Origin of the sequence: Paenarthrobacter sp. MSM-2-10-13 (assembly GCF_011605365.1) — a bacterium.
Lineage (GTDB): Bacteria > Actinomycetota > Actinomycetes > Actinomycetales > Micrococcaceae > Arthrobacter.
Genome location: NZ_JAAOXO010000004.1, coordinates 44425 through 63353, shown reverse-complemented (window position 1 = coordinate 63353; position 18929 = coordinate 44425). Strand labels below are relative to the sequence as shown.

The following is an 18929-nucleotide window of genomic DNA, read 5'->3' as shown; positions in this document are numbered from 1 at the left end:
CAATGCTGCATTGTCACGAGACGGGTGCCTTCGATTACGAAGAGCCTCCGAGAGAGCGCTGCAACCTCCGCTGGTGTGCGACCAGGGTGACCACGCATGTTCCTTTCAGTGTTCTGTTGCAGCCGTGTCTGTTTCGGCGTAGTACGAAGACAGTTTCGCGGACGTACCCGCCCCATTCAGTGTGAGGTCATAATGCGCAACAGGGGCGACAACTTCGGTTTGCAGTGGCAGCATCCAGACCCCGGATCCCCTTGCCCTTATTCACTACCCATGGCGAAGAGGCCGGGTGGTGAATGCTGGTATTGCCGACCCATAACTGCAAATCAGCGATTACGAGGAGTATCCGTGCGGATTCAAGTTCTGCCAACGCCAGTGGTCTTCGCACATCTGCGAGAGGTTCTTACGGGCAGACCATCCGAGATCGGCTAAGGCGGCTGAGGCGTCGGCGTAGCTGATTGCCACATCACCCGGTCTTCTGGCCGCAAACTCATAGGGAATTGAGCGGCCGGACGCCAGTCTGAAAGCTTCAATCACATCTAGAACCGACGATCCGCGCCCAGTTCCCAGATTCCAGCGGTACACGCCATTTGCTGACTCGATAAAGTTCAAGGCGGCCAAATGACCGGAAGCCAGATCCATGACGTGGATGTAGTCCCTGACTCCGGTCCCGTCATGGGTAGGGTAGTCATTGCCAAACACTGTGACTTTTTTTCTTCGTCCGACCGCGACTTGTGAAACAAATGGTAGAAGATTGTTCGGAGTGCCTCGAGGGTCTTCGCCGATCAGGCCCGACTCATGCGCTCCGACGGGGTTGAAGTAGCGGAGTAGGGCGATGGCCCATTCAGGTTCGGCAGCACCCAGGTCCGTTAGGATGTCCTCAATCTGTTCCTTGGTTCTACCGTACGGGTTGGTTGCGTCAAGGGATGCCTTTTCGACATGCGGAACATGCTCCGAATCGCCATAAACGGTGGCCGAAGAACTGAAGACCAGCTTCTTTACTCCAGCTCTTTCCATGCTTTCAAGCAAGTTGAGCGTGCCAACAACGTTATTTCTATAGTAAATTAGCGGATTTTCGACCGACTCCCCAACGGCCTTTAGACCCGCAAAGTGAATGACTGCCTCAAATTCTCCTTGAGCCAGCACCTCGTCAAGGGCAGCGGCGTCCAGTATGTCTATTCGACGCAGATCGACACGTTTGCTTGCGAGTTCTTCTACTCGGAACAATGATTCGGGGCTAGAGTTCCGCAGGTTGTCTAGAACGACAACTTCGTGGCCATCATTGAGAAGGCAGAGGACGGTGTGTGAACCGATATATCCGGCGCCTCCGGTGACCAAAACTTTCATATGGCTGAGTGTACTGTTACTGCTGGGTCGAGAACCAAAATCAGTGACGGAACGGTGCACTGTTCTGCGTACTGCAGCTCACCTCAGTTCATAGTGATGCGGCTAGTTCTGGCGTTTCGGAGACTCGGAACCTTCGATCACGCCCGTTACACTTGAGAAAACACAATCGTGCGCCACCGTCCTATGCAGCGGCGGGCTTCAGGTGTGCAGAGAAATAGGGGACGCGGTTTGGATCTTCACGAGTACATACGCATACTGCGTCGCAACTGGATGATCATCATCTCCGTCGGGTTGGTAGGTCTACTTGTAGGAGGGGGCGCATCACTACTCTCGAAGCCTACTTATACCGCCGAGACGCAGCTTTTTGTGGCGATCCAGAGTTCCGGCTCTGTACAGGAACTGCAGCAAGGCAATACCTTCATCCAAGCTAGGGTGCAATCGTACGTCCGGACTGTTCAGTCTCCGAAGGTCCTGCAGCCTGCCATCGATGTATTGGGTTTGTCCATGGCGCCAGAGCAACTAGCTCCGCGAGTCAAGGCTACGGCGGACCCGAACACGGTTTTGATTACAATCTCTGTGACTGACAACTCAGCCGTGCAGGCTGCAGCGATCGCCCAAGCGGTAGCTGACAGTTTGATTACGACGGTTGCCTGGCTTGAGAAACCTCAAACGGGAGGTAATTCACCGGTCAATCTCTCGGTCATTGCTCCTGCAAAGGCGCCTTCCGCTCCCTCTGCACCAAATGTGCGTATGAACTTGCTTCTAGGACTGTCTTCGGGGCTGCTATTGGGGTTGGCGATCGCCATCGTTCGGGCAAAGACGGACAACCGCATTCGTGGAGAGGCTGATCTAAGGGCTCTTACTGGCACGGCCTTGCTTGGCGGCATTTCTTTTGATCAGGACGCTGTCAAGAAGCCTCTTCTAACACAGGCCCCTCTCCAAAGCCGGAGGGCAGAAACGTTCAGGCAGCTGCGTACGAATCTGCAGTTTGCCAACGTTGCCGGCCACGCACGAACTGTAATGGTGACCTCATCCCTCCCCGGTGAAGGTAAGAGCACGACGGCAACCAATCTAGCCATCGCAATGGCCCAGGCAGGTCATAGCGTCTGCATTGTCGACGCTGACCTACGTAGACCGATGGTCAGTGAGTATCTAGGACTTGATCGCAACGCAGGTTTGACCACCGCACTTTTGGGCGCAGCGGATTTGAATGACTTGCTGCAACCCTGGGGTGAGGAAAACCTATATGTGCTGGCTTCAGGGCAGATCCCACCGAATCCAAGCGAACTCCTGGGATCCGCGGACATGAAGCAGCTCTTGAATCGTCTTTCTGACACTTTCGACACCGTAATCATTGATACGCCGCCGGTACTTCCCGTTACCGACGCGACTGTCCTTGCTCAACATGTAGACGGTGTAATAGTTGTCGTCGGTGCTCACTCCACCCGGCGCCACGACCTTGAGCGTTCCCTTGCGGCGCTCGAGCTCGTTGACACGAAAATACTTGGTATCGTTCTGAACCAATTGCCGTCTAAGGGCGCGGATGCTTACTCATACTCCTACGAACGTCGCGAATCTCCACGTGACGGTCGAAGCGTTCGAGACGCGCCCATCAGCAAGAGACGTTCTAAATCGGGAGACTCGGACGGGGCGTCACCAGAAACTCGGAACTTCGGGCCCGTTATTGCGACCAAACGTTCATCACAGAACGCTCCAGACGACCGGCTGCAGCCGGCCACGAAATTTCCAAAATCTAGGCTCCCACAATGAATTTCCAAAGGATCCCTGGCTAAGCCCCCGACGGCGAGCAAACGGCGTCAATGTCGCGCTTGAATGTCCAGCTAAGGAAAGAGGGAACGTGCTCGATCTCGTAGCGACTCGTGGACGATGAAAGGCCCTGATGACCAGAAACTCAAGCTTACTAGGGCGTTCGATGGCTCAACCAATGACGACAATCGATTACATTCCAGTGAAGCCGGATTTCTTGGCGCAGACTGTTGGGGTTGTGTCCGTAGCAGTATCCCTCGCCTACGCTGTCGGGTTCAACAACTTGGTTGCGATGCGGCCGGGATTGTCTGGCTTAGTGGCTCTCTGTGTCGTTGCTTCCCTGATGGTCGGCAGCCTACTGTGTCCTCGAAAGATGACCTCAGTTCTCTTGCTGCTAGGTTTTATGCTGTTTATGGGGCTATCCATGAGTTGGGTTGGTATACCTCAGAACATGGATGCATTGACCAGATACTGCATCTCGCTGGCCGCATTGCTTGTGCTTATTCGCCTTCCCATGGGGGACATAAGGAGGCTTCTGTCGTGCGCAGCAGCCATCATTCTGATGTACGCATCTGTTGTGGCAATTACTGCGCCCGGAGTGACAGTCGCTGGCGTGGTGAGAGCAGGAGCCTTTGTAGGCGGTGAAGAAGGCTTCCATTCGTCCGCGATTGTCGTCAGCGCTCTCGCGATAGTCATTTGGACGTCCCCTTGGCGGTGGCCAGTCAAGCTAGCATTTGTTTCTACGGCTGTCGCCTTGCTGCTGGCTTACGGTGGTGCCACCGAGATGCTGATGCTCGGAGTTTTCGCAATTTTCTGGGTGGCAAATCAAAGGCAATGGCCCCGCTGGCTAATTGTGACCTTATGTTCGCTTATGGTCCTGGGCTCGGTACTTTATAGAGATGAGAACTCAGTTGAGGGTGGCACTGTGGGGCAACTGGGTGCAGGCGCACTAGGATCGGGGCGGCTGGATGCTTGGAATGAGCGGCTGCATATCTTTCTCAATGAGAGCTTTATCTTCCAGTTGTTCGGCGGTGGTGCTTATTCTGATTACCGCGTGACCCCCCTTTGGTGGTGGGAAGAGAAGTCCGCACACTCCGATCTGGTGACATTGATCATGGAGTTTGGTCTAGTGGGGCTTCTTTTCTTCGTCATATGCATAATCGCCACGAGGCGCATGTTGTCACCCGCGGGGTCGATGGCGCTAACGGCTGCGCTTGCGGGAATGGTCCTTAGCAACACTCTGCTCGACCGTCCTGGGCTCGCAGTTTTTTGGGGTATGGCCATCTACTCCGCCAATCTTGCCGGCCACGACCGCCCTCAAGAGGACAGTGGGACTGTTGAAACGGCGGCACTTCTACGAGCGGTATAGCGGACTCGCAGCCCATTGGGCACTTTGGAACAAGCTCTTAGCCTTCGGCGGAGGCTAATCAATGTGTTTACAGCATTGACTGGCAGCCCGCCACATAGCAGGGCTGAGTCAAAGATTTAACTCACTTATATACCGGAAATAGCTGACGTTTCAGGCTAGTCCGACAGGTAGATCTAGAGGCTGTGACGTCGACAGCCCCGCGGTCAGAGTTCGAGTGCTCCAGTGATGCCGGTATAAGCTCGACGGAAAGGCTCTAATGCCTTGGCGGTTCTTCTTGGGCGTCCGTGATGGGGTAAGTTTCAGCACTCTCATGCTGCCGGGTATTGCAGCGCGCTACCGGTCGCTGCGCACCCCCGTCAATCACGACTACCTGCAAGGCGGAAGGTATGTATCTGAGGGTAGCTCGGTTTTGAGTTTGATTAGGCCTGCAGGCAGAGGCGTGTGCATCTGCCCATTCATTTCAAGACTTACGCCGAGTCAGCGGCTTCGGTCGACACCAAGGATCTTTGAAATCAACCTCGAACTCTCTTCGGTTGGGACGTCGTGACTGGCATTGCATGACCCTTCAACCATTAGCCCGAAGGATAAGGGATCTGGGCACCGGCGTACGTTTGGCGCCAGGCTTTCCGGTAGCGCGTGGGTGTGCACCTATACGCAGCCACGAATAGCAGACTATTGTTAGGGGCAGTTCTCATCTTTTGAGAACTGCCCCTTAGCAAATCTGGAGAGCGTCCCGACGGCATGCTGTCGGAATGAACAAACTATGCATCAAGTGTGTTGAGAACAGGCTCGCGACGCAGCGCACCGCGCGTGTCTATCACGACCTTACCTTCGAGTTGCTCCATCATAATCGCTTTGACGTCGTCGTGATCGACCAAAACGACGATTACATCAGAACGTGAGACAGACTCGTCAATTGGCACCAATTTCACGTTGGATCGGCCCGAGAGTTGCCCGGGAAGTTCCGCTACGTGGGGCTCGGCCACATTGAATCGTGTACTAGGTAGGGCCTCCGCTAGGTGAGCAGCGATTTCTATGGCGGGAGATTCCCGGAGGTCATCAATGTTCGCTTTGAAGGCCAATCCCAGAACCGAAACTTCAGCGGCGGACGGGAGAAGTTCAAGGGCCGACAGAACTTGTTGGAAGACCCATTCCGGCTTTGCGTCATTAACTTCTCGCGCGGTGCGGATAAGACGAGCTTCCTCTGGGGCGGCCGCAACTATAAACCACGGGTCCACAGCAATGCAGTGACCACCCACACCTGGGCCCGGTTGAAGAATATTTACCCGAGGGTGATGATTGGCGAGGCGAATTAACTCCCAAACATCAATTCCAAGTTTTTCGCTGATTACTGAAAGTTCATTGGCGAAGGCAATGTTGACGTCGCGGTACGAATTTTCTACTAGCTTGGCCATCTCGGCAGTGACGGCATCAGTGGTTAGAATCTCGCCCTTGCAAAAGACCGAGTATAGATTTTTGGCTTTTTCGGCTGCGTCAGGAGTAATGCCCCCAACGATGCGGTCGTTGATAACGAGTTCGATCATCACTCTGCCCGGCAGGACTCGTTCGGGGCAGTGTGCTACGAGAATCGCAGGCTTGGAATCAGCACCGTCTAGACTAAGGTCAGGGCGAAGGTCGAGGATGTACTGAGCCATATGTTCTGTGGCCCCGGGGGGAGAGGTTGACTCCAAGATCAGCAGTTCGCCACCGATCAGCTGCGGTGCAATACCCTCGGCAGCAGCTTCGATGTAGCTCAAGTCCGCTGACCGGTCCGCTTTGAACGGTGTTGGAACGGCGACAATGTAGGCGTCAGCCTTCGGAGTCGAAATACTGGCAGTGAGATGTCCGTGGCTCACGGCACCAGCCACGTGAACTCCCAGATCAGGTTCCACAAACGGGACCTGGCCGGCATTCACAGCGTCCACTGTCCGCTGGTTGACGTCTACTCCGATAACTTCTAAGCCATTCGTCGCCAAAATGGCAGCGGTCGGCAATCCGATGTAACCCAAACCAATGACTGCTACGCGATTGATCGTATTCAACGCAATGCTCCCCATACTTCTGGTTAATGAACTGGCTAAAGATTTGGCGGCTTCGACGCTCGTCGAACTATCGTCCAAAGGCTGAGGTACCTCGCTCGCGTAGGTAGGTTTTCCAACCTGCCCGGGCGTACGTTGCTTTGAGACCTATGGCTAATTTGCATGTGAGTCTGAGCGCCGGGGACCAACCTTGACTCGGAGAGTGACTCTTCTGTCACTGCTTATGACCCAAGCTAACTTTGACAGGCAAGGTGGGAGGAGCGCAAACGCTTTGAGTAAATCTACGTTATGTGATTGCTTCCACAACGATAGGGCGCGCGAGGACGATGGACCTGCCTTGCGCCAGCGTGAGAAGCAACTGTGTGAGTTTCGGAGCGGCGTCGACTTTCCTTAGTCGAGGCGTGGGCTTCGGCGTGGCCGGCTCTCCAGTGTCAGTGTTAGCGTGTACGTCCACCTAAACTGTTGCCATGACACTTGTAGAACGACTGGTTTACCTCCGGCGATTCAGAGTTGTCCGTGCCATTCTGTCCCTGGTTTTCGGTATCGATAGCCCAGCACAGATGGTGGTGGGTGAAGGATTGCGTCTGGTTCACAGTGGACGAGGTACCGTCTTCTACCCGTTGACGACAATCGGAACGAATGTTCGTATCTACCATCAGGTCACACTAGGTCGAAAAGACGCACACCTGCCGCTTGGGCAGTCCAAAATGAAACGCTTGATTGTTGGCGACGATGTGGTGATCTTTCCAGGCGCTAAGGTGCTCGCTGGGGATGGGATAACGCGTATCGGGAATGGCACGATCGTCGCTGCAAACGCGGTCCTGATGTGCTCTACAGGTGACTACGAGATTTGGGCTGGGATCCCTGCCCGCCGGGTCGGCGTCCGAGATTCAGCTGTTTAGTTGGGCCGGATGACCGCCAGAGCCAGCGGGTGACGACGCTTTTGCAGGGATTTCTTTGCGGGTTCGCACATCTACTACGATACTGATGCTGGACCCGCTCTACGTCGGTCCTAACTTTCACCATGGGGGATTGCACATTGTTGAGTAGGATCCGCGAGTACCTCGCGCACAGCTCGCCTGCACTCAGAGAAGTGTTGGGGCTGGTTGCTCAGTGGCTGCCGCCTAAGCTACGTTACGGTCAAGACTTTGCAGTGACAAGTGAGTCAATCGCGAGGGCCTTCGGCTCTCCGGAAGTCGCCCGCGCAAGGCAGTTGGAGCTGCTAAGGACGCTTCTTCTGCGAGCTCGTGATGTGACCGCCTACTGCTCCGATCCTCGCTACTCGATGCTCAATTCCTCTGTCGACGACCCCGCTAAGGTCTTGGCTTCTCTCCCGATTCTCTATAAAGATGATTTCCGAGGCAGACCCGAGGAGTTCCTTGCGACTGGCTTGGATAAGGTTGACAAGGTCACGACTAGCGGTTCGTCGGGAGAACCAGCTGTTTTTTATCTTGACCGCCGCCGTGCTGCCTCAGAATGGGCCTATGTTTGTCATGCCTGGGGCGAATCGGGCTACAAGCCGGGCAATTGGCGATCAGTTATCCGAGGAGTCCATCTCGGTGGGCGTCCTCCCAGAAGATGGAAGCTGTCGCGAGCAACATCGGAGCTAATGCTCTCGGCGATGGGGCTGGATGAGGCAACATCGGCTCATTACTGGGAGCTGACTAAGCAGAAACGCATTCGCTTCATTCATGGCTATCCGTCAGCTATAGCTGCCTTAGCTAAGGCAGCTCGTGCAGACGACAGCAACTTTCGATTAAGTGTGCAGGGTATCTTCCCGGTCTCTGAGGGAACGCTGCCCCATCAGCAAGCGTTGATCCAAACTGCATTCCCAAACGCTACGTTCTTGCCCTCATATGGACTGAGCGAGCGGGTTGCCATGGCACGGTACAACCCACAGAAGGACACGTATTCGTTCTACCCTCTGTACGGATACGTTGAACTTTTGGACGACTCAGACCGTCCAGTAGCGGTAGGTGAGAGGGGACGAATCATTGCAACGGGGCTGCGATTAACAGCTATGCCGCTGCTTCGGTATGACACTGGAGACACTGCCGAACTGGTCGAGGTGTCGACTGGGGGCCTCGAGATCCGCGACATCCGTGGAAGGCGGGCTCAGGAGCACCTGGTAACCCACTCGGGCGGAACCGTCTCTATTGCTGCGCTCAACCTACATTCGGCTATATATGAGAAGATTTTTGCATTCAGAATTCGCCAATTTGAGGCAGGCAAAGCCGAAGTTCTTGTGGTTCCAGCGATCGGTGCTACTCCGGAGGATGTTCAAGGCTTTGGGTCGGAGTTGCAAAAGAGCTGCCTCGACCTGATCAAATTCACTACATCATCAGTCGTCTCGCTGCCACCGACGCCCAACGCCAAGATCCGTCTGATCGAACAGCACATTCCATCCGTGGTGAAAGAATGACCGTTCGTGCTCTAGTTCTGGGTCCGATGCCAGGATCCGCTGGAGGAATCGGGGTCATGATGAGTCATGTTCAATCTTCATATTCGGAGGTCTCGCAGTTAAGGTTCATAGATACCGGTGCATCCGGGAAGCGTAGACTGCAGTCCTTCCTCACCTGCGTCGCACAGCTGATCAAAAACCCCCGCTGTGACGTTGCTCATGTAAATGTCGCCTCCTCTGGTTCGAGTCTTAGAAAGATTCTGCTAACCGAACTCATAAAATTACGTCGGGTTCCGTATGTCATCCACTTGCACGGTGGAGGTTATCAACGCTTCTATGCCAAGCTCCCTCGTCCATTGAAATGGGTCGTACGTCGCTTCTTCCGGGACGCTGCCTTCGTTATCGTCCTAGGTCGCGTGTGGGAGGAGTTCGTTGTTTCAGACCTTGGCGTCAAGTCGTCTGCTGTTTGTGTTCTTCCAAACGCTGTGCCTGGTCCCGCCTCTCTGAATCCTGGGGAGCGTCAAAACCGTGTCCTTTTTGCCGGAAAACTGGTACCTTCGAAGGGCATCCGAGAATTACTTCGCGCCGCAGAGCTTGTCTCCGAAGATATTTCTTGGTCTCTGGATCTGGCCGGCGATTGTCCGGATTCTGAAATCGTCGCCGCCATCGAGAACAGCTCAGCCCCAGTGCAATGGCATGGGTGGGTGGACCAGAGGCGCCTTGGGGAGCTCATGTCAGAAGCTGCCGTATTTGCTCTTCCCTCGCATGCCGAAGGACTGCCGCTGTCGCTTCTGGATGCTATGGCGCACGGAGCGATGCCGGTTGTGACCCCAGTTGGGAGCATTCCTGAGGTCATCACGCATAAACGTAATGGAATCATAGTCGAGGTAAATAATCCCGAAGTCTTGGCAGCAGCCATTGAAGAAGCATTTCGGGGAAAATCCGCTTCTGACAGCATCCGATCCAACGCGCGACGTTCTTGGAAGACCACCTACTCGATTGAAACATATCGCCGGAGCTTAGATGAAATATACTGCAGTGCAATCGATCGGCGGTACAAATAATGAGCAATATCAGTATGGAAGTCTCTAAAGCTGCTGCTGCAGGTCTAGCGCTGGCAGTCAGTAGAGACTTTTATAGTGCGGATCCCTACGACGGATTATCCTCGCCGGTGGCTAAGCTCTTGAACACAAAACTGACACGGCAAGCCTGGATACAAGTCCTCAAGCGATCAGGCGAAGGAACTCGGCGCTTGGTCGGTGTTAAACCTGTTCGGATGGCAAAAAGTCTCGCGCTGTTCGCCATGGCCGCCAAGGAGCTGGGCGACATCAATCTTGCTAACTCTCTCGTCGATGACCTTCTGCACATGGGATCGGGCCGCCCGTGGGGCTATGAGTTCGATGTGCAAACACGATGGGCCTACTATCCGCAAGGAACTCCGAACGTTGTAGCAACAACGTTCGCGATTCGTGCCATTGATTCCGTAGGTAGAACAGATGAGGTTTCTCCCGCAATTGGCAAATGGTTAAGAAACCTTTACGACAAGCGGGGGTACTTTTACTACACCGACACATCCGACAAGCTTGTTCACAATGGCAGCCTGCTGGCTGCAGAGTCCTTAGGGCGGTTGGGACTTCATGAGGAATTGGTCCAAAAAGCTATCACCAAGACCATCAGCCACCAGCGGCCGGATGGTGGCTGGGCATACGGGGACGCTCCTGGGCTTGAATGGGAGGACAGCTTTCACACCGTTTATGTCATTGACAGTTTAACGGAACTGGGACGTCGCGGGTTCCTTGTGGACGAGGCCCCAACCAGGGGTCTTCGGCATTGGAAGGAGTCGTTCTTCACCAACAGCGGCGAGCCTAAGTATTTTGCAGGGGACACCACATCGACCCGTGAAATTCATAACAATGCAACCGTGCTGGGTGCTATTGCTGATTATGGCTCTGAAATGGGTTTGTCGGAATTGAAGCCGTCCGTACTGCGCGTTCTTTTGTCAACACAAGACAGTAATGGTGCTTTCAGGTCCTCACCGCGCGGGCCACTTTTTCTCAGATGGAACCAGGGCCATGCAGTCCTGGCTCTTGCCAAGCTAGCAAAGAGGGATGCTGTTGCAGAATCAAACTAGTAGAGCTGACCTGCTCGGGCTCACAGTCGATCGCCTAAGCATGGACGAGTCTGTGGAACGAGCGCTGGAGCTCATTGCAAGCGGAGGCCCCCACCAGCATGTTGTTGTAAATGCCGCAAAAGTAGTCGCCGCTGTTGAGGACGAAACGGTTCGCAGCACAATTAACGGTTGCTCTATGGTCAACGCTGATGGTCAGTCGGTGGTTTGGGCGAGTAGGCTGTTGGGCGACGCTCTTCCGGAAAGAGTTGCCGGGATCGACTTCATGAACCGTTTGGTGGACGAGTCGGCGAAGCATGGACTTAGAATTTACCTGCTGGGCGCAAAGAGCCGTGTGGTTGAGGCGACCGCTAATGCGTTCCGAGAGCGCGGTGCGGTGGTAGTCGGTCACCACGATGGATACTGGCGTCAATCCAAATCCGACTTGGAAATTTGCCAAGAAGTTGCAGTAACTAATCCCGATATTTTGTTCATTGCTGTGCCCTCGCCGTTCAAGGAAGTCTTCCTCGCCGACAATCTACACAGGCTTGGGGTCAAGCTTTGCGTTGGGGTGGGTGGCTCATTCGACGTCGTGGCTGGAGAGACGACCCGTGCACCGATCTGGATGCAGCGGTGTGGTCTCGAATGGTTTTATAGGCTCCTACAGGAACCGCGCCGCATGATGCGGCGTTACTTGGTGGGTAATGCAAAGTTCATCTATTACGTCGTTCGTGGTCGTCTTAGGCTAGGGAGCTAAAATCATGTATCTCCTTTTCTACAGGCTTGGTAACTCCTTCCATCGGCGCGGAATTCCAATTCTTCCAAAAATATGCACAGTGCTAGGGCAAGTGGTTTTCGGTGCCTATGTTCCCTCGACTTGCACCATCGGTTCAGGTACTAAATTGGCCTACGGAGGTTCTGGAGTTGTCATCCACGCCAGCGCAATCATTGGGAATGACTGCCTTATTTCCCCTGGGGTTGTTATAGGGGGACGATCAGTTGCGGGCGCTATTCCGACCATTGGAAATCGGGTCAAATTGTTTCCTGGTGCCAAGGTTGTTGGCAAGGTAAGGGTTGGGGACGATGCAAAGATTGGTCCCAACGCCTTGGTGGTTAAAAACGTTGCGCAGGGGGTTACGATGATTGCGCCGTTGGCCGTACCTCTTGAGCCTTTCAAAGCCACTGACGGCGGATGAAAATACCTTCCCTATTGGGGCGCGCCGCCGGGCTTTTCGTTATCCGCATAGGCGGTGCATTGCTGCTAATTCTTCAGGTGGCCACAGTGGCGTATCTTTTTGGGCTTGAAGTTGTAGGAATAAACGGAATCTTCTGGAGCGCAATTGTAATATTTCGTGTGGCCGGACCGCTGGGTCTTGAGGTTTTAGGCCTAAAGGATTCAACCGACCCAAGCAGTGATCTTTCGGGTTCCTTTATAGCGAGTGTAGCGTTACGGGATACGCGCGCTCTGACAGCGATCTGGGGCTCGGTAGCCTCGGTGGCTGTCTTGATCTGGGGAGTCGCTGCCGTTGCTTGGGGTGCATCCGGTGTGCTACTTCCTGTTTTGGCGATTGCGTGCGCAGCTTCGGCTCTTCAAAGATTGTGGTTCGTCAGCTTGGTAGCACGAGGGCGTTCTCTTTTTGGACAGATATGCGAGTCTCTTGCCCTTCCGGCAGGTGGGATAGTTGCCGCCGTTCTTTCGCCCCGTGACAGTACCGATGGGTTTCTGCTCGGTCAAGGGTTAGCGGTCCTATCGATAACAGCGCTCTTCGGTGTATCTGCGTTGCGCCCAGTGATGAAGGGCCGTGTTGCCGTGCCTAAGATTCGGTGGAAGTCAGCTTTTGTCATCGCTATTGGTTCATCGCTAACCGCGCTTGCTGTTAGATCACCGATTTTCTTCGTCGGCGCAGCATCGGCTCGGATGGCGGGAGAGTACGACATTGCCCAGCGCTTTCAGGCGGCTGGTTCTGTAAGCGTTAGTGCAGTGTCAACGGCAGTCATGCCAAAACTGTCTTCAAACCTGCAGGCGCACCGTCGAAAGGAGACCCTGAGCCTTCTGATTTCGAGCGCCGTCGCATCTGCGTTCATACCCGGAGTGCTGGCAGTCTTACTGGTTCTGGCGGGCCCGGCGTGGGTCGGTACTGTGCTGGGCCCCGAGTACAGTGAACTTTGGTTGCCAAGCCTGCTGCTGACCGTCGCATCCTTTGTCAATGCTCTAACCAGTTCCGTCGGCAGCGCTCTATCGCTTAGCGGACGAGAACGTTTTTTTGCTTGGATTAGCGCCACGCAACTGATTGCCATATTGGGCGGAGTCCTATACTCCGGTCAAGTAACCGCCTTCAAAATGGCCGGAATTGTGCTTGCTGCAGAATGTCTTCGAAGCTTGCTATTGATTGCCGTGTATTGGGCTTCTCGACCGAAAGGAAGACACAGAGCCGGATAGGTGGACGGGGCGCCTTAATGTGGCTGCCGCTATTCGCAAGGAAGAAGGTTGAGGGCGCCCCTTGCGAATAGCTTCGACGAGCTGAGTCGTCTTCCTCTAAGTTGCGCGAGTGATTGGAAGCCAGAGATGCAGTGATGATGGTGCTCAGACTGCCACAGGCATGCCGAACTCTTCTACTCGTTGCCCGACGCCCAACAGCTCTGCTATAGCTGCGACGGTGCGGGCCGAGGCGCGACCGTCACCATATGGATTGACAGCGTTGGCCATAGCCGAAAAGTGCTCAGCGTCGTTCAGAAGGCGTGAAACTTCATTCACGATGCGTTCCTCATTAGTGCCGATCAGTGTGACTGTGCCTGCCACGACAGCTTCGGGGCGCTCTGTGTTGTCTCTCATCACAAGTACCGGCTTGCCCAAACTAGGAGCTTCTTCTTGCACTCCGCCGGAGTCGGTTAGGACGATGTGGGCAAGGGACAGCATGCGAGTGAACTCACCGTAAGCCAAAGGCTCTGTGACAAGCACGTTTTGCTTTGCTTCAATGGCTGGCAGGACGGCTTCGCGGACAAGCGGGTTCTTGTGCACAGGAAGGACGATAACCAGGTCTGGATTAGAGTCGGCAATACGGGCCAACGCTCTGCCGACGCCGCGCATGGCATCGCCTTGGTTTTCGCGTCGGTGCGTTGTCACCAGAAGGATTTTCTGCCCGCTATCTGCAAGTTCTTCCAGACGAGGGTCCAAGAAAGGAACCTTCTTATTGACGGTCGTCAGCAATGCATCAATGACGGAATTTCCCGTCACCACGATGTCTTCCGCGGGCACGCCCTCAGCCAGGAGATTGGCACGGCTGGTGCTGGTGGGTGCGAGGTGTAATGAGGCAATTTGACTAGTGATTTTACGGTTTGCCTCCTCAGGGAATGGGGAAAGGAGGTTGCCGCTTCGCAGACCTGCTTCCACGTGGACTACGGGAATGCCGTGGTAAAAGGCAGCGATAGCACCTGCGGTAGATGTGGTCGTGTCACCTTGGACAACCACTGCGTCCGGCTTCTCGCGGGCGAATAGAGTGTCAAGTCCACTCATTGTTCGCGTCATGATATCGGTCAGTGATTGGCCTGGCTGAAGAATGTTAAGATCGTGATCAGGCGTAATTCCAAAGAGTTCGTTCACCTGGTCAAGCATCTCGCGGTGTTGACCAGTCACCGTGACGACACAGTGAAGATGCTCTGATTCCTGCAAGGCGCGAACAATGGGAGCCATTTTGATGGCTTCCGGGCGGGTGCCGAAAATTGGCATAATCCTGTGCACGATATATCCCCCAAAGAGCGAGCTGGTGTAAGGCAAAGACCAAAGTCATCCTAACGGAGCATCGCTCCCTCGGCAGAATCAGACGTCTTTGCTACGCGCCGATTAGCCACGTTGGAGCCAGTGTGTCGAGCCAGTCCAGAGACTTGGTTAACATCCGGGAGGAATGCGGTCGTCAATTTTGCTGCGCCCGTAGGACAGGGACCGTATCTAATGGGCGCATAGCGCCATGCAGTGAATCCAGTACCTGAACTTGCTATGACGTTATTAGCGAGTGCGGCGATGTCGGAAGCCGGGACGAATGGTTGACGGACAATGGCTGGTTTCAGGACACGAAGTAGGGGTTTCAGTCGCAAGTCATGCAACGAGGGTCGAAGGGAAGGCCTGACGCTCCGGGTGAGTTTGCATGTATGCGTCGGAGGCCTGAGCTTCGCAAAATTTCGTGCTCAGACCTTGCCGTTGTTACTGATGTGCGGCTGGCAATCCTCGCAAAAGAGCCGATCTGCGAGTTCCCCGCAGCATTGGCAACGGTGGACAAGTGCGCCTGGTTCAACAATGTAGATAGTCATGCCTGTCATGCTCGCCCTCTAGACAAGACGAGGGTAAGAGTAGTGGGTACTCGTTTTTCTTCAGTAAGAACACGACACTACTTGCTTTCGCCGTACCAGCAGCCGCAGCACACTTAGCATTCGGGCCGCAACCACACATCAAAAAAGCCGCCGGTTTCCACCACGAATCGCCACAGCCAGCCAGCGGGGGAGAGCTCCGGTTTAGTGCCCACCATGTGCACGTCAGCTGCGATGCACTGCTTCATGAGGGTGCCGGCCCGCTGGAGGTGATAGTCGGGCGTCACCACGGTCACTGACGTCCAACCCCGTTCAATCGCCAGATCGCTTAGCCGCGCGGCCTCGCCCCTGGTGTTCAGTGGATCCGGGCGGAAGCAGTCAAGATGAGGGTCGCCGTCGTGCGCTTCACAAAACTCATCCGAACCGGCGTTGGCCGGAAGCCCGGTGGTGATCACCACCAAGTCCTTGATGCCCAGCGGCCCCCGCAAGGCGACGCCCACCGGGAGTCGTTCACTGCTCCTGCCGCCCAGCACCACAATGGCGTCGGTTCGCTGGGGAGTGGCGTGAGGCGGGTTGTGGAAGAGCTGGAAGGCAGCAATCAGCCACAGGACACCGCCAGGGCACTGGCCGCCAGCGTCCAGGCGAGCTTCCATTGGAACGTCACCGGGTATCTACGTCCTCGAACACCAGGAAGGTTTGGGTGTCCAGGATGCCGTCCATGGATTGCAGCTGATCGAAGATGACGCGGCGGAGGTGGATGTTGTCTGTGGCGCGGACGAGGAGGATGACGTCGAAGTCGCCGCCCACCAAGGCAATGTGGTGGATCTCCGGGATGGCCCGCAGCTGTTCCTTCAACTCACGCCACGAGTGCTGCTGCACCTTCAACGTCACGTACGCGGAGGACCGCAGCCCCGCCTTGATGGGATCCACCAGCGCAGTGAACTTGGTCAGCACACCTTCGCCGGTAAGCCGGGCGATCCGGGTGTACGCATGGGCGCGGCTGATGTGGACGTTCTCCGCCACCTGCGTGATGGACATGCGCCCATCGGTGGTCAGCTCTCGGATGATGTCCCGGTCCACGCTGTCCAGCGGTACGGCGGTCTGCTCCGCCTCAGCCTCGCTCACTGGCTCTCCAATTCGTCTACAGCACGGGCACGTTACCCAGCTCACAATTGCAATTTGTCTTTCAGAATACCCAGTTTAGGCAAGGGCTTCCATGATTCGGCGGAAAGCTGGATACGAAACAAGCCCGGGGAACATACTGGAAGCACATAGTGGCTAAAGAAGGACGGACCAATGACGATCCACGCAGATCACTCTGCGCCGGAAACGGCGGTAGAGGACCAAGCTGCTGACGTTCGGACAAAATTCGGCATCAGCGTTGAGGACTACATGCTCCCCGCCCGGCACCAGATCCAAATGGTGAACCCGGACGGCACCCTCCGCTCCCATGACGAGCAAGGCACCGAACCCGGCCACGAATACCCCACACCCAGCGATGCTGAACTGATGGCCGCATACGAGCAGCTCGTCGTCGGACGCCGCGTCAACGATCAGAACTCTGCGCTGGTCCGGCAGGGCCGCATGGCCGTCTACCCCTCAAGTCACGGCCAGGAAGCCTGCCAGGTTGCAGCCGCCATGTGCCTCAGCGAAGGTGACTGGCTGTTCCCCACCTACCGTGACGCCGTCGCCGTCATGACCCGCGGGGTGGACCCCGTTGAGGTGATGACCATTTTCCGCGGCGACTGGCACGGCGGGTACGACCCCAGCGCGCACAACGTCGGCATCCAGTGCACGCCGCTGACCACCCAACTGCTCCACGCTGTGGGCGTTGCCCACGCCGCCAAGCTGCGCGGTGAAAACACCGTGGTGATGGCCATGTGCGGCGACGGCGCCACCAGCGAAGGCGACTTCCACGAAGCCCTGAACTTCGCCGCCGTCTTCCACCTGCCCGTCATCTTCTTCGTACAGAACAACAAATACGCCATCTCCGTACCGCTCAGCCACCAGTCCGTGGCGCCGTCGCTGGCCCACAAGGCTGTTGGCTACGGCATGGCCGGTGAACGCGTGGACGGCAACGACCTCGTCGCGCTCCTCGCCGTGATGGACCGGGCCGTGAAGCTGGCCCGCGAAGGATCCGGCCCGCTGCTGATCGAAGCCCACACCTACCGCATGCAGGCCCACACCAACGCCGACGACGCCACGCGCTACCGCCCGGACAGCGAAGTTGCCGAATGGCAGGCCAAGGATCCGCTGGCACGCATGAAGTCGTACCTCACGGACAAGGGTCTGCTGGACGCCGCCGCGTCGGAGCGCATCGCCTCGCATGCTGAAGCCGTCGCTACCCAGCTCCGCGAAGGCCTGGGGGAGGACGTTCCCGTCCAGCCGCTGGACCTCTTCAAGTACGTCTTCGATAAGCAAACGCCGCAGCTGAAAGAACAGTCAGAGCTGCTCGCCAGCGAACTCGCCCGCGCTGAAAGCGCCGAAAATACCGGAACGGAGAGCGCAAAATGACCGTCACCACTACCGTTAACGGCAACGTCAGCGCAGCCACCGCCAGCGCCGCCGCTTCCGCCGCGGCCACGGCCGAAGCCACCGGCCCGCAAAGCCTCACCATGGCCAAGGCGCTGAACACCGCCATGGCCGACGCCATGCGCGCCGACTCATCCGTCCTGGTATTCGGCGAAGACGTCGGAATGCTGGGCGGCGTCTTCCGCATCACCGACGGCCTCATGGCCGAATTCGGCGAACAACGCTGCTTCGACACCCCGCTGGCCGAATCCGGCATCGTCGGTATGGCCGTCGGTATGGCCATCAACGGCATGCGCCCCGTGATCGAAATGCAGTTCGACGCCTTCGCCTACCCGGCCTTCGAACAAATCGTCAGCCACGTAGCCAAAATGCACAACCGCACCAAGGGCAAACTCAAAATGCCCATGGTCATACGTGTTCCCTACGCCGGCGGCATCGGGGGAGTGGAGCACCACTGCGACTCCTCCGAGTCCTACTACGCCCACACCGCCGGCCTGAAGGTCTACACCCCAGCCACCGTGGCCGACGGCTACCGCATGCTCCGCGAAGCAATCGACTCCGACGACCCCGTCATGTTCATGGAACCCAAAAAGCTCTACTGGTCCAAGGACCAGGTTGACCTGGGTGCCTTGCGAGCAGAGCACGACGCCGGAACCTCCACCGAGGGCCGCGCAGCTGTTGCCCGTCCCGGCACAGACGCAACACTCATCGCCTACGGCCCCTCCGTTCCCACCGCGCTCGCCGCTGCAGCTGCCGCCGCCGAAGAGGGCCGCTCACTCGAAGTCATCGACGTCCGAACCCTCGTCCCCTTCGACGACGAAACCGTCTGCGCGTCCGTACGCAAGACGGGACGCGCCGTCGTGATCGCCGAAGCCCACGGATTCGCCTCCGTGTCCTCAGAGATCGTGGCCCGCGTCCAGGAACGCGCCTTCCACTACCTCGCCGCGCCAATTCTTCGGGTGACCGGCTTCGACGTCCCGTTCCCGTCTCCCAAGTTGGAGCACTACTACCTGCCAAGCGTCGACCGCATCCTCGACGCCGTCGACGACCTTCAATGGGAGGACTGAC

15 protein-coding genes are annotated in these 18929 nt (G+C 56.3%); 10 read left to right on the top strand and 5 right to left on the bottom strand.

What is annotated here, in order from left to right; translation table 11 throughout:
- Positions 1-330 precede the first annotated feature (330 nt).
- Positions 331-1344, bottom strand: a complete 1014-nt coding sequence (galE, locus tag HAV21_RS10900) for a UDP-glucose 4-epimerase GalE (protein WP_166841709.1) — start codon at positions 1342-1344, stop codon at positions 331-333.
- A gap of 228 nt (positions 1345-1572) precedes the next feature.
- On the opposite strand from galE, the gene HAV21_RS10895 reads away from it, so the two are divergent.
- The gene (locus HAV21_RS10895) at positions 1573-3114 is read left to right on the top strand and encodes a polysaccharide biosynthesis tyrosine autokinase (protein ID WP_166841708.1); all 1542 of its coding nucleotides are present in this window, start codon (positions 1573-1575) and stop codon (positions 3112-3114) included.
- Between the two features lie 175 nt (positions 3115-3289).
- Entirely contained in the window at positions 3290-4480 is a 1191-nt protein-coding gene (locus HAV21_RS10890) for an O-antigen ligase family protein (protein WP_166841707.1), read from the top strand.
- Between the two features lie 761 nt (positions 4481-5241).
- Here HAV21_RS10890 and wecC read toward each other — a convergent pair.
- Positions 5242-6537 (bottom strand): UDP-N-acetyl-D-mannosamine dehydrogenase, encoded by a 1296-nt coding sequence (wecC, locus tag HAV21_RS10885; protein ID WP_166841853.1) that lies wholly within the window; start codon positions 6535-6537, stop codon positions 5242-5244.
- 449 nt (positions 6538-6986) lie between these two features.
- On the opposite strand from wecC, the gene HAV21_RS10880 reads away from it, so the two are divergent.
- The 6 genes from HAV21_RS10880 (at position 6987) to HAV21_RS10855 (ending at position 12223) form a co-directional block, all read left to right on the top strand.
- Complete coding sequence (locus tag HAV21_RS10880) at positions 6987-7421, top strand: hypothetical protein (RefSeq protein ID WP_166841706.1); 435 nt, start codon at positions 6987-6989, stop codon at positions 7419-7421.
- Positions 7422-7804: 383 nt separating this feature from the next.
- Positions 7805-8941: a hypothetical protein gene (locus tag HAV21_RS10875; protein WP_208096683.1), complete on the top strand. Its 1137-nt coding sequence runs from the start codon at positions 7805-7807 to the stop codon at positions 8939-8941.
- A gap of 56 nt (positions 8942-8997) precedes the next feature.
- The gene (locus HAV21_RS10870; protein WP_166841704.1) at positions 8998-9984 is read left to right on the top strand and encodes a glycosyltransferase family 4 protein; all 987 of its coding nucleotides are present in this window, start codon (positions 8998-9000) and stop codon (positions 9982-9984) included.
- Complete coding sequence (locus HAV21_RS10865; RefSeq protein ID WP_166841703.1) at positions 9984-11051, top strand: prenyltransferase/squalene oxidase repeat-containing protein; 1068 nt, start codon at positions 9984-9986, stop codon at positions 11049-11051. Before HAV21_RS10870 ends, HAV21_RS10865 begins: the two co-directional genes overlap by 1 nt.
- Positions 11052-11091: 40 nt before the next feature.
- Positions 11092-11784, top strand: a complete 693-nt coding sequence (locus HAV21_RS10860; RefSeq protein ID WP_208096681.1) for a WecB/TagA/CpsF family glycosyltransferase — start codon at positions 11092-11094, stop codon at positions 11782-11784.
- A 4-nt stretch (positions 11785-11788) separates the two neighbouring features.
- Positions 11789-12223, top strand: coding sequence for a serine acetyltransferase (locus HAV21_RS10855; protein WP_166841701.1), 435 nt, complete (start codon positions 11789-11791; stop codon positions 12221-12223).
- 1388 nt (positions 12224-13611) lie between these two features.
- On the opposite strand, the gene wecB is transcribed toward HAV21_RS10855, so the two are convergent.
- From wecB to HAV21_RS10840, 3 genes are all read right to left on the bottom strand, one after another.
- Positions 13612-14766 carry a UDP-N-acetylglucosamine 2-epimerase (non-hydrolyzing) gene (gene wecB, locus HAV21_RS10850; protein WP_166841852.1) on the bottom strand — a complete coding sequence of 385 codons (1155 nt, stop codon included), beginning with the start codon at positions 14764-14766 and terminating at the stop codon, positions 13612-13614.
- Positions 14767-15445: 679 nt separating this feature from the next.
- Positions 15446-15982 (bottom strand): YdcF family protein, encoded by a 537-nt coding sequence (locus HAV21_RS10845; protein WP_243753237.1) that lies wholly within the window; start codon positions 15980-15982, stop codon positions 15446-15448.
- A 7-nt stretch (positions 15983-15989) separates the two neighbouring features.
- Positions 15990-16454 carry an Lrp/AsnC family transcriptional regulator gene (locus tag HAV21_RS10840; protein ID WP_014922530.1) on the bottom strand — a complete coding sequence of 155 codons (465 nt, stop codon included), beginning with the start codon at positions 16452-16454 and terminating at the stop codon, positions 15990-15992.
- A 171-nt stretch (positions 16455-16625) separates the two neighbouring features.
- Here HAV21_RS10840 and pdhA point away from each other — a divergent pair, with 171 nt between their 5' ends.
- Together pdhA and HAV21_RS10830 are read left to right on the top strand one after the other, a co-directional pair.
- Positions 16626-17843, top strand: a complete 1218-nt coding sequence (pdhA, locus tag HAV21_RS10835; RefSeq protein WP_166841700.1) for a pyruvate dehydrogenase (acetyl-transferring) E1 component subunit alpha — start codon at positions 16626-16628, stop codon at positions 17841-17843.
- Positions 17840-18928, top strand: coding sequence for an alpha-ketoacid dehydrogenase subunit beta (locus HAV21_RS10830; RefSeq protein WP_142938199.1), 1089 nt, complete (start codon positions 17840-17842; stop codon positions 18926-18928). The genes pdhA and HAV21_RS10830 overlap by 4 nt, the downstream gene beginning before the upstream one ends.
- Position 18929 lies beyond the last annotated feature (1 nt).

Excerpts from the sequence above, each read along its gene's own strand:
- HAV21_RS10855 (WP_166841701.1), top strand. The coding sequence starts at position 11,789 with ATGTATCTCCTTTTCTACAGGCTTGGTAACTCCTTCCATCGGCGCGGA.
- HAV21_RS10890 (WP_166841707.1), top strand. The coding sequence starts at position 3,290 with ATGACGACAATCGATTACATTCCAGTGAAGCCGGATTTCTTGGCGCAG.
- HAV21_RS10860 (WP_208096681.1), top strand. The coding sequence starts at position 11,092 with ATGGACGAGTCTGTGGAACGAGCGCTGGAGCTCATTGCAAGCGGAGGC.
- HAV21_RS10830 (WP_142938199.1), top strand. The coding sequence starts at position 17,840 with ATGACCGTCACCACTACCGTTAACGGCAACGTCAGCGCAGCCACCGCC.
- HAV21_RS10845 (WP_243753237.1), bottom strand. The coding sequence starts at position 15,982 with ATGGAAGCTCGCCTGGACGCTGGCGGCCAGTGCCCTGGCGGTGTCCTG.
- HAV21_RS10880 (WP_166841706.1), top strand. The coding sequence starts at position 6,987 with ATGACACTTGTAGAACGACTGGTTTACCTCCGGCGATTCAGAGTTGTC.
- HAV21_RS10875 (WP_208096683.1), top strand. The coding sequence starts at position 7,805 with ATGCTCAATTCCTCTGTCGACGACCCCGCTAAGGTCTTGGCTTCTCTC.
- HAV21_RS10865 (WP_166841703.1), top strand. The coding sequence starts at position 9,984 with ATGAGCAATATCAGTATGGAAGTCTCTAAAGCTGCTGCTGCAGGTCTA.
- pdhA (WP_166841700.1), top strand. The coding sequence starts at position 16,626 with ATGACGATCCACGCAGATCACTCTGCGCCGGAAACGGCGGTAGAGGAC.
- galE (WP_166841709.1), bottom strand. The coding sequence starts at position 1,344 with ATGAAAGTTTTGGTCACCGGAGGCGCCGGATATATCGGTTCACACACC.
- wecC (WP_166841853.1), bottom strand. The coding sequence starts at position 6,537 with ATGGGGAGCATTGCGTTGAATACGATCAATCGCGTAGCAGTCATTGGT.
- HAV21_RS10870 (WP_166841704.1), top strand. The coding sequence starts at position 8,998 with ATGATGAGTCATGTTCAATCTTCATATTCGGAGGTCTCGCAGTTAAGG.